The sequence below is a fragment of the Streptococcus cristatus genome (genome assembly GCF_963529205.1).
Taxonomy (GTDB): Bacteria; Bacillota; Bacilli; order Lactobacillales; family Streptococcaceae; genus Streptococcus; species Streptococcus cristatus_O.
The window spans coordinates 1-10,352 of record NZ_CAURYF010000043.1 but is presented as its reverse complement, the minus strand read 5'-3'; the positions used below and the strand labels follow the sequence as shown (position 1 = coordinate 10,352).

14 protein-coding genes are annotated in these 10,352 nt (G+C 45.4%); 2 read left to right on the top strand and 12 right to left on the bottom strand.

Annotated features, from left to right (window positions below; translation table 11 throughout):
* The 9 genes from RWS39_RS08570 to RWS39_RS08530 all read right to left on the bottom strand — a co-directional run.
* Positions 1-424: PEP/pyruvate-binding domain-containing protein (locus tag RWS39_RS08570; RefSeq protein ID WP_314482531.1), on the bottom strand; the 424-nt coding region annotated here is incomplete at its 3' end.
* A 14-nt stretch (positions 425-438) separates the two neighbouring features.
* Positions 439-1,029: a CDP-archaeol synthase gene (locus RWS39_RS08565; protein WP_314482529.1), complete on the bottom strand. Its 591-nt coding sequence runs from the start codon at positions 1,027-1,029 to the stop codon at positions 439-441.
* Positions 1,030-1,390: 361 nt separating this feature from the next.
* On the bottom strand, positions 1,391-1,834 hold the full coding sequence (dtd, locus tag RWS39_RS08560) for a D-aminoacyl-tRNA deacylase (RefSeq protein ID WP_314482526.1): 444 nt from the start codon (positions 1,832-1,834) through the stop codon (positions 1,391-1,393).
* Positions 1,835-1,882: 48 nt separating this feature from the next.
* On the bottom strand, positions 1,883-4,102 hold the full coding sequence (locus RWS39_RS08555) for a RelA/SpoT family protein (protein ID WP_125373435.1): 2,220 nt from the start codon (positions 4,100-4,102) through the stop codon (positions 1,883-1,885).
* A 273-nt stretch (positions 4,103-4,375) separates the two neighbouring features.
* Positions 4,376-4,516, bottom strand: coding sequence for a hypothetical protein (locus RWS39_RS08550; protein ID WP_187984229.1), 141 nt, complete (start codon positions 4,514-4,516; stop codon positions 4,376-4,378).
* Positions 4,517-4,811: 295 nt separating this feature from the next.
* Positions 4,812-5,207: a single-stranded DNA-binding protein gene (locus RWS39_RS08545; protein ID WP_015604291.1), complete on the bottom strand. Its 396-nt coding sequence runs from the start codon at positions 5,205-5,207 to the stop codon at positions 4,812-4,814.
* Between the two features lie 75 nt (positions 5,208-5,282).
* Positions 5,283-5,909 (bottom strand): YtpR family tRNA-binding protein, encoded by a 627-nt coding sequence (gene ytpR / locus RWS39_RS08540; RefSeq protein ID WP_314482521.1) that lies wholly within the window; start codon positions 5,907-5,909, stop codon positions 5,283-5,285.
* Between the two features lie 30 nt (positions 5,910-5,939).
* Positions 5,940-6,254 carry a thioredoxin family protein gene (locus RWS39_RS08535; protein WP_314482518.1) on the bottom strand — a complete coding sequence of 105 codons (315 nt, stop codon included), beginning with the start codon at positions 6,252-6,254 and terminating at the stop codon, positions 5,940-5,942.
* The gene (locus RWS39_RS08530) at positions 6,254-6,538 is read right to left on the bottom strand and encodes a DUF4651 domain-containing protein (protein ID WP_314482515.1); all 285 of its coding nucleotides are present in this window, start codon (positions 6,536-6,538) and stop codon (positions 6,254-6,256) included. The genes RWS39_RS08535 and RWS39_RS08530 overlap by 1 nt, the downstream gene beginning before the upstream one ends.
* Positions 6,539-6,664: 126 nt before the next feature.
* Here RWS39_RS08530 and pepA point away from each other — a divergent pair, with 126 nt between their 5' ends.
* Positions 6,665-7,729 (top strand): glutamyl aminopeptidase, encoded by a 1,065-nt coding sequence (pepA, locus tag RWS39_RS08525; RefSeq protein WP_314482513.1) that lies wholly within the window; start codon positions 6,665-6,667, stop codon positions 7,727-7,729.
* Positions 7,730-7,848: 119 nt separating this feature from the next.
* On the top strand, positions 7,849-9,333 hold the full coding sequence (locus RWS39_RS08520; protein ID WP_125390135.1) for a DUF1846 domain-containing protein: 1,485 nt from the start codon (positions 7,849-7,851) through the stop codon (positions 9,331-9,333).
* A gap of 54 nt (positions 9,334-9,387) precedes the next feature.
* On the opposite strand, the gene RWS39_RS08515 is transcribed toward RWS39_RS08520, so the two are convergent.
* Genes RWS39_RS08515 through RWS39_RS08505 form a run of 3 tightly spaced genes read right to left on the bottom strand, consistent with a single transcriptional unit; the run spans position 9,388 to position 10,196 of the window.
* Positions 9,388-9,822 (bottom strand): hypothetical protein, encoded by a 435-nt coding sequence (locus RWS39_RS08515; RefSeq protein ID WP_314482507.1) that lies wholly within the window; start codon positions 9,820-9,822, stop codon positions 9,388-9,390.
* Positions 9,823-9,831: 9 nt separating this feature from the next.
* Positions 9,832-9,996 carry a hypothetical protein gene (locus tag RWS39_RS08510; RefSeq protein ID WP_314482504.1) on the bottom strand — a complete coding sequence of 55 codons (165 nt, stop codon included), beginning with the start codon at positions 9,994-9,996 and terminating at the stop codon, positions 9,832-9,834.
* The gene (locus tag RWS39_RS08505; protein ID WP_314482501.1) at positions 9,993-10,196 is read right to left on the bottom strand and encodes a helix-turn-helix transcriptional regulator; all 204 of its coding nucleotides are present in this window, start codon (positions 10,194-10,196) and stop codon (positions 9,993-9,995) included. The genes RWS39_RS08510 and RWS39_RS08505 overlap by 4 nt, the downstream gene beginning before the upstream one ends.
* Positions 10,197-10,352 lie beyond the last annotated feature (156 nt).

Genomic DNA, 10,352 nt, shown 5'->3' with positions numbered 1-10,352 from the left:
GATTAAAGAGAGAAAGCAGACAAGAACGAATGCCCTGCTCAATTTCTGACAGTGTTCGGCAATTGCCAATCGAGTCATATTGACCGGCAAACGACATGTCCTGTCCGTCTTCTAAAAGGGCACTGCTGCGAACGATATAGGTTTCGTTTTCTTGACAAAAGTTTGCCAACTCCTCCTGCCAAGTTGGGTCCAAGGGACATTGCTGCAAGAGCTCTGCAATTTCCTCCTTGCCCAGTTCAATGAATTCTTTAAGTCCCTCTTTTGAGTATTCTGGCAGAGCCGCTCTTAGCCAAGCCATTACTTGATCCGCGGGCAAAATCAAACCCTTAGGAACCGAAAGCCCCAGCTGACAGAGGTTGATTAACTGATTGATTTTACCGCCATAGACAGCTGAAGGCTCTTTTTCCAGCCATAGTTCTTTCATCAAAAACTCCCATCTCACATACGATTTTTTCTAAGCTTAGCCCAGTAGAGCAGACGATTGACTCCCAGATGCGTGCCCGCCCCTAGGATTAGAATGCCCAGCATCTGCTGCCAAGACAGAGGGATATAGAAAAGCAAGAAAATGATACAGCCAATCAAGGAATCAATCTGGTCTATCCAGATAAAGGTCCATTTCCAGCCATTTTCCGCCGTCTTGCCCTCTCTGATTTCCAAACGGCGCTTGATAAAGCTATTGGGCAGCTCAAACAAAACATAAGCCAGCCCCAAGAGAGCTCCTAGCACTAGATTAAAGAGCACAGTATTTTCGTAGAAGGCATAGACCAAGTGCAGCTTCTCTAGGGTGGGAATACTCTTCAAGAGCAAGCCCCAAAGTATCTGAGCCAAAGCTCCCCAGACAATCATGCCAAAGAAACCTTTCCAGGTCTTGTTAGCCCCAAACAGCCTCTTTCCGTCCTTTAAAACCAGTCCAGCATCCATGGGTCGATAAGCTACCTGCAGCAGTGAAGACTTGCAAAAGATCATGTTGAGAACCCCAGCCAGAATGACCGGCATCAGGGTGATATATAAGGCAAGAATCGAACGCATACTTATTTCCTATTCTTTTTATGAAAATCAGTCTGAAAAAATCAAGAGACTCCTCAAACTTATATATATCATTATACCATAAGTCGTAAAACCCTTTTCCAATAAGCCCTACATATCTGTCGCATCTGACAAGGAGCAACGCTTGACCGCCCTTCCGCTCTATCAACTCCAAAGCTGCTTGCTAGAATAATATCGCCTTTAAAGCACACAAAAAGCCTCATAAGAACTTCTAAGAAAAACAGCATCTGGTCTATTAAAAGTTACTTATGAAGCCTATGAAATGCTCCTTGTCTCTAGGAAAGAAGTAAGCTATTTTTTGCCTAGCCTTAAACTACTGACCTTTAGAAGGCGCACAATTCTTTCATCGATTTTTAGTGTCTAGCAGAATGGTCACTGGTCCATCATTTACCAATTCCACCTGCATATCTGCTCCGAACACGCCCGTCTTGACTGGCACTTGCTCAGATAACAGCTGGTTAAACATGTCATAAAAGGGACTAGCCATGTCCGGCTTGGCTGCACCTGTAAAGGCTGGCCGATTTCCCTTTTTGGTATCTGCATGGAGCGTAAATTGGGAAATGGAAAGAATCTCTCCTCCGATATCTTGAACAGAAAGATTCATCTTATCCTCAGCATCGGAAAAAATCCGCATATTGACAATCTTCCTGACTGCATAGTCCATATCTTCCTGACTATCCTCAGGCCCGACGCCTACTAAGAGCAGAAGACCTTGTTCAATGCTGCTATGCAGCTGCTGGTCGATACTGACTTGAGCACGTTTGACGCGCTGAATGACGATTTTCATATTTTTTCCTTTATTTTATGACTAACATCCACTCTGACAAGCTCCAACTTAGCCATTGGTCCGTTTGACTGAGTAGACCTCTGGCACGCTCTTGATCTTATCCACCACCGTCGTCAGCATGGACAGGTTGGCAATGCCAAAAGAAACATGGATATTAGCAAATTTCATATCCTTAGTTGGCTGGGCATTAACCGTTGAGATATTTTTGGTAGTGTTGGATAAAACCTGTAGCACATCGTTAAGGAGGCCAGACCGATTGAGACCATAAATATCAATGTGGGCCGTGTACTCTTTGGTCGAGTTATTTTCTTCCCATTCCACATCAAGCAAGCGCTGCTCGTAATTTTCCTGAGCCTTGAGATTCATACAGTCCTGCCGGTGGATGGCCACACCGCGCCCCTTAGTAATATAGCCGACAATATCGTCACCCGGTACAGGATTACAGCATTTAGCAATCCGAATGAGGAGACCAGACGCCCCCTGAATGACCACGCCGCCTTCATGCTTGACCTTGAGGGTGTCTTTTTTGTTCTCGACCTTGACTTCGCCGCCCTTGACCAATTCCTCTGCTTCTGCTCTAGCCTTAGCTCGCTCTTCCTCACGGCGCTCTTTTTCTGTCAGACGGTTGAAAATACTAATGGCCCCAATCTCACCAAAGCCAATCGCCGCAAAAAGCGCTTCTTCAGTCTTGTAGCTGGTCTTTTGCAGCACTTCTTCCATGTGCTTCTTGTCCATGTACTTGTTGGCTACATAGCCATTTTCCTGGAATTGAGCCTGCAAGAGCTCCCGTCCTTTAGAGATAGACAGCTCCTTGTCTTGATTTTTAAAGAACTGACGGATTTTATTTCTGGCCTTGCTGGTCTTGACGATATTGAGCCAGTCGCGGCTTGGTCCGAAGGAGTTAGCATTGGTGATGATTTCCACCTGATCCCCAGTCTTCAGCTTGGTATTGAGCGGCACCATACGACCATTAACCTTGGCTCCTGTCGCCTTCTCCCCGACCTTGGTATGGATCTCATAGGCAAAATCAATGGGACCTGAGTCCTTAGGCAAAGAACGCACTGCTCCATCCGGTGTGAAGACATAGATTTCCTCCGCCAGATAGCTTTCCTTAACCGAATCAACAAATTCCTTAGCATCACCAGACTGGTTCTGCAACTCCATCAGTTCCTTGATCCAATTCATCCCGATGGCAGATTCCTTGCTGTCAACCTGACCCTTCATTCCTTTTTTATAGGCCCAGTGAGCAGCAACCCCGTATTCTGCCACTTCGTGCATTTCCTTGGTCCGAATCTGGAACTCAATCGGACCTTTAGGGCCGTAAACGGTCGTATGGATGGACTGGTAGCCGTTGGCCTTGCGATTGGCAATATAATCCTTGAAACGCCCCGGCATGGGTTTCCAAAGCTCATGGATGTAGCCCAGCATGGCATAGACATCACTGTGAGTGCTCAAAATGCAACGAATGGCAATCAGATCGTAGATCTCATCAAACCGCTTCTTCTTGTCCTGCATTTTACGGTAGATGGAGTAAATATGCTTGGGACGACCATAGATCTTCCCATGCAGATTGCGCTCACCCGCGTAGGTTTCAATCTTGTGGACAACTTCCTCTACCAGAGCTTCCCGCTCTCGACGCTTCTCCTTCATCATGTGGGAAATTTTATAAAACTCCGTTGGATTGAGATAACGGAAAGATAAGTCTTCCAATTCCCATTTGACACTGGAAATCCCCAAACGATGGGCCAGAGGAGCATAGATTTCCATCGTTTCCTGCGAAATTCGCTCCTGTTTGTCTGGCCGTAAATGATTCAGAGTACGCATATTATGCAGACGGTCAGCCAGCTTGACCAAGATCACTCGAAGGTCTTCTGACATGGCCATGAGCATCTTGCGATGATTTTCCGCCAATTGTTCTTCGTGAGACTTGTATTTGACTTTCCCAAGCTTGGTCACACCATCCACAATCACGCGCACATCATGACCGAATTCCCGCTCCAGATCGTCCAAGGTCGCCGCCGTATCCTCTACGACATCATGCAAAAAACCACAGGCTACTGAAACAGCATCCAACTTGAGCTTAGCTAAAATTCCCGCCACCTGAATCGGATGGACAATATAGGGCTCTCCCGACTTACGAGTTTGCCCGCTATGGCATTCCATCGCATAGATCAACGCTTTTTGAACAAAAGCCACATCCTCTGCAGCTAAATATTTTTTTGTTAGGGCTACAACCTGATTCCCCGTTAAATTTTCTTCTTTTGGCATGCATTCTCTCCGCTTTCTTGCCTACTATTTTAACATTTTTAAATCAATATGAAAACCAAGAGGACTAGAATATCAGGGAGGCGCTAGGATAGCACTAAAGTTTCAAACATCCAGCTTGCCTCCCTGTTTCTGAGCACAGCTTTAAAAGCTTTCCCCGACCTTACAAATAATCCCAGCCCCACGAGATTGCTCAACAATCCATGGCTATTGAGCAAGCAGCTGCAACCTCAAGGATCACTTTCTAATAAAAAGCGAGGTCGAGACACTTTTGTCTCAACCTCCGTGATGAAAATGATGTACTTTTTCCATATGAGCTATATCTTTTAGAAACTCATAATAGGCATAGATGAGGTAAGCAGCAGAGGCCACACCCAAAATAGCTATTGATACTTCAAATAAGGTAGACAAAGACATGATAAACCTCCTCTCCTTATTTCAAACTGCAATGTGCAAAGCGACCATCAGCGGCTGTTTCGTTCCCGATTTTTTCCTTTCTAGCCTGCCTCTGGATTCACCTTTATTATACCAAATTTAAGAAAGGAAAACAATGGAAATCCCTTTATAAAAATACTTTTTCCTGACGATTTTGTAAAGCTTGATGCTACTTCCGTTGCTCATTTCTACACCTACCCTTTAATCAAAAAAGCTAGGAGCACTTTCCTAACTTTCTTCTCTTTTATCATGAACACTTGAGACCAGAAAACCACTTTTAAAAAGGGAGTTCCTCCTCTTCCAGTACCAAATCTGCCAGATCTGCTCCAGTATTATTCTCACGGAGTGCTCTCTGAGCTCGGCTTTCTAAAAGCTGAAAACCACTACAAAGAACTTCTGTCACATAATGAGTGGTTCCATCCTTTTCATAGCGGCGGCTCCGCAATTCTCCATCCAGAGAAATCAAACTCCCCTTACTAGCATAACTTGCCAAGGTTTCAGCCAAGCGCCCCCAGACAACAAGGTTGATAAAATCCGCTTCACGCTCTCCATTTTGGCTCTTATACCGGCGATTCACAGCCACTGTCGCACGCGCGACCGACTTATCATTTGCTGTCTTGTGTAGCTCTGGTGTAGCCGTCAAGCGGCCAATGATGATGACTTTATTATACATATTCTTTCCTCCTATCTATTTATTCGCGAGAAAAGACAAAAAAATCGTGAAAATCACGATTTCCTTTAGTAAGTCTTAAGACTGCCAGTGTTTAGCTGGATCAAAGGCCGTTCCGACCGTTTCGCTATCCGCCAATTCAATGATGCCACGTTTCTGCGGTGCATTTGGCAACTGGAGCTCCCGTGGGCTGCACATCATACCAAAACTCTTTTCGCCACGGAGTTCTCCTGGAAAGATGAGATTACCCTTCGGCATCATAGCACCAGGCAAAGCTACAATCGTCTTGAGGCCGACACGAGCATTCGGAGCACCAGCCACGATTTGAACTGTCTTGTCGTCTGCCACCTGCACCTGACAAATATTGAGGTGGTCACTGTCAGGGTGGGCTACCATCTCAAGGATTTCTCCCACAACAAACTTAGGTTCTGAGTCCTTAACCAGCTCAGCTGGGAAGCCTTCTTTGGTCAATTCTTGGTTGAGAGCCGCAACTTGCTCATCCGTCAGCTCAACTTGTCCGCGCTCTGCAATTTCAAAAAGGTCTGACAGTTCAAAAATGTTCCAAGCTACTGTCTGTCCATTATCTTCGCGGTAAACACGCGCCATATTTCCTTTGCGCTCAGCGCTTAGCTTAGCTCCCTGATCATCGGCAGCGATCACCATGAGGACATCTCCGACATGCTCTTTGTTGTATGTAAAAATCATTTCTTCCTCCAAAAATACTTTTAAATCTTCTTATAAACTCGCTAAAAAATCATTGATTTGACTCTTGGTCTTGCGGTCACGATTGACATAGCGACCAATCTCTCGGCCATCTTCCACAACAACCAGACTAGGTATCCCATAAACATCCCATTTTTGGGCGACAGACATATACTGATCCCGATCCACCTCGACAAAGGTAAAGTCAGGATTTTCAGCTTCTATCTCTGGCAGAAAGGGCTTGATGAAGCGACAATCTCCGCACCAATCTGCTGTGAAAAAGAAGACAGTCTTCCCCTTATGATCCACATAAGAAGCTAGCTCCTCCATACTTTGTGGCTGAATCATCACTCTTCCTCGTAGGTCAACTGACCATTTTCATAGACGAAGGTGAAATGGCGGTCGTCTTCTAGGACAACCCCGCCAACTGTACGGCTGTCAGTTGATTCATAAAGTTCCACATAAACCGTTGCAATCGGTCCTCGGCTGGAAAAAAATTCCCGCACGATTTGAACAATTTCTTCTCTATTGCGCAGCCTTTTTTTCTCCTGCACAAGCTTGGCAGCTCCAAAGGCCACGGCTCCTGCCCCCAAAAGAGCTGTTGTGGTTAAAATGATTTTTTTAGCTTTCATGTAGAATATTTTAACACAAAAGCGCAGAGGCGACAAACAATATTACAGATTTCTAAGCTTCTTTTAGTTCATCCTGTTATTCCCTCTAAAAAAGTGATAAAATAGAGGCAGAAAGAAGGTAAATTTATGTCTGACTTATTTTCAAAAATCAAGGAAGTGACCGAGCTTTCAGCAATCTCTGGTCACGAGGCACCTGTCCGCAGCTATCTGCGAGAAAAAATCACTCCTCACGTTGATGAGGTTGTTACCGACGGTCTAGGCGGCATCTTTGGGGTTCGGCATTCCCAAGCTGAAAATGCTCCCCGAGTTCTGGTTGCGGCTCACATGGACGAGGTTGGCTTCATGGTCAGCGAGATCAAGCCCGACGGGACTTTCCGTGTAGTGGAAATCGGTGGCTGGAATCCGTTGGTCGTGAGCAGTCAACGCTTCAAACTCTTTACCCGCGAAGGACGAGAAATCCCTGTCATCTCGGGCTCTGTCCCTCCTCATCTGACACGCGGTGCTGGCGGGCCAGTCATGCCACAGATTGCGGACATTGTCTTTGACGGCGGCTTTGCGGACAAGGCAGAAGCCGAAAGCTATGGTATCCGTCCGGGAGACACGATCGTGCCAGACAGCTCTGCCATTCTCACAACTAACGGGAAAAATATCATCTCTAAAGCCTGGGACAACCGCTACGGCGTCCTTATGGTCAGCGAATTGGCTCAAGCCTTGTCTGGTCAAGAACTAGGCAACCAACTCTATGTCGGCGCCAATGTTCAAGAAGAGGTTGGCCTGCGTGGTGCCCATGCTTCAACGACAAAATTTGCCCCTGAGGTCTTCCTAGCTGTGGACTGCTCCCCAGCAGGTGACATCTATGGCGGCCAAGGAGCCATCGGAGATGGAACGCTGATTCGTTTCTTTGATCCCGGTCATCTCATGCTACCAGCCATGAAGGACTTCCTCTTGACAACTGCTGAGGAAGCTGGCATCAAGTATCAATACTACTGCGGCAAGGGTGGAACGGATGCTGGTGCTGCCCATCTCCAAAGTGGTGGTGTGCCATCTACCACCATCGGTGTCTGTGCTCGCTACATTCATTCTCATCAAACCCTCTATGCCATGGACGACTTCCTGCAAGCCCAAGCCTTCCTGCAAGCGCTGGTCAAAAAGCTGGATCACTCAACGGTGGACACGATTACCAACTACTAATTTCGAAAAGCAGCCCGTTCTTCATTCGGGCTGCTATCTATTTTATATAATATACTCTCTTTTAATTTTCCAATTTGAAGAAAATTTTGTTATAATGCTTAGCAGAGGTGAAACTATACATGAAAAAAATTGCTTTTGATTCAGAGAAATACTTAAACCTGCAGCGCGACCATATCTTGGAGCGCATTAATCAATTTGAGGGCAAATTGTACATGGAATTCGGCGGTAAAATGCTGGAAGATTTCCATGCTGCCCGTGTCCTGCCAGGTTATGAGCCGGATAATAAAATTAGACTGCTCAAAGAGCTCAAGGACCAAGTAGAGATTGTCATTGCTATCAATGCCAATAATATTGAGCACTCTAAAGCACGTGGGGACTTGGGCATTTCCTATGACCAAGAAGTGCTGCGCCTAATCGATACCTTTAACGAGCTGGATATTTATGTAGGATCCGTAGTCATTACCCAATATTCTGGTCAGCCAGCAGCTGATCTCTTCCGCGCTCAGCTAGAAAAGAATGGAATTGACTCCTACATCCACTATCCAATCAAGGGCTATCCTACTGATATGGACCATATCATCTCACCTGAGGGAATGGGCAAGAACGACTATATTAAGACCAGTCGAAATCTGGTCGTAGTGACTGCGCCTGGTCCTGGTTCTGGTAAATTAGCTACTTGCTTGTCCAACATGTATCATGACCAAATCAATGGTCTCAAATCAGGCTATGCCAAGTTTGAGACCTTCCCTGTTTGGAATCTGCCCCTGCACCATCCGGTCAATCTAGCTTATGAGGCAGCAACAGCGGACTTGGACGATGTCAATATGATTGACCCTTTCCACCTGCAAACCTATGGCGAAACCACTGTCAACTACAACCGTGATATCGAAATTTTCCCAGTCCTTAAGCGTATGCTGGAGCGTATCCTAGGTAAATCACCTTATGCTTCTCCAACAGACATGGGCGTCAACATGGTCGGCTTTGCCATTGTAGATAATGATGCGGCTATCGAGGCATCTCAACAGGAAATCATCCGCCGCTACTACCAGACGATTCTAGACTTCAAGGCGGAGCGCGTTTCTGAATCTGCTATCAAGAAAATCGAACTCTTGATGAATGACCTAGGCATCACACCACTGGATCGTAAAGTAACAGTTGTTGCGCGCGATAAAGCTGAAAGCACTGGTGAACCAGCTCTGGCCTTGGAATTACCAAACGGTGAAATCGTAACTGGTAAAACCTCTGAACTCTTTGGCCCTACGGCTGCTGTATTGATTAATGCCATTAAGAAATTAGCCAATATTGCCAAAGAGACTAAGCTGATCGAGCCCGAGTACGTTAAACCAATCCAAGGTCTGAAAATCAATCATTTGGGCAGCCGCAATCCGCGCCTTCACTCAAATGAGATCTTGATGGCTCTGGCAATCACAGCCATGGAAAATCAAGATGCTGCCCAAGCCATGCAAGAGCTTGGAAATCTCAAGGGCAGCGAAGCTCATTCAACCGTAATGCTGACAGATGAAGACAAAAATGTTCTGCGCAAACTCGGCATCCATGTAACCATGGATCCTGTTCATCAGTATGATCGACTTTATAGAAAATAAAAACAAGCTCTGTCAAAAGCTTGTTGAGAAAGCTGGCTCTGCCAGCTTTTTTTGTTAATAGCGCTTAGACAGGAGAAAACGCAAGAGATAGTAAAGGGCCAAAACTAGGATAATGGTCAAAGTCAGAAACTGATTGAGATTTAAAATAATAGGAAAAATCATAGACAGAAGGCTCAGCCCTGCTGCCAGCAGCAAAAGGATATCAAAAAGCAGGGTGCGAGTCTTTTCGTCAATCATCCGATTGCGCTCATCCGTCACCTGAATGTAGAGTCTATTAAAAGCTTCCTCTCGTTTCAAGGCAAGGTTATAACGCAGAACCATCAAAGAAATCCCTAGAAGCAGACCAACCATAATGCCTTCCTGTAAATCATCCAGAGAATGAATGTAGCTCCATCCCAGCCCCAGCCAAAGGACTAGGATTAGGATGCGACCGATGATCACTTTCTTTTGTAGTTTTTTCCGAAATTCTTGTTTAGTTACTATTTCCATGTCAGCCTCCTATTTTTCATTTGCTTGAAAAGTTTTCAAGATCACCACAATCAAGATAAATCCCACAAAAGGCAGGATTTCCTTAGGGATAAGATTGGCTTTCAAATGCAGATAAGATAAGCCAACCACCACCAAAATAGCCAATATCCATTTACACAAATAAGTCCATTTCATGATTCATCCTCCTCAAAGAGAAACACTTCTTCAATCCTTAAATTGAAAAAGGCTGCAATTTTATGAGCCAAAAGCAGCGAGGCATTGTAGCGGCCTTTTTCCAAAGAAATAATCGTTTGTCTCGTGACCTCTAGCTTCTCAGCCAGCTCCTCCTGGCTGAGCTTTTTTCTTTTTCGTAATTCTTGAATTCGATTTTCCAAAGCTGCCTCCTTTTTATGATGTAAAACGACCTTTACTTTTCAAACATAGTATAGTCTCCTTTACATATTTTGTCAAGAAGAAAGCGGCAAAAAAAGGGCTGGGACAAAAGTCCTAGCCTCTCAATTGTCTTTGGATCGTCGAGCAAGACGCAGTGG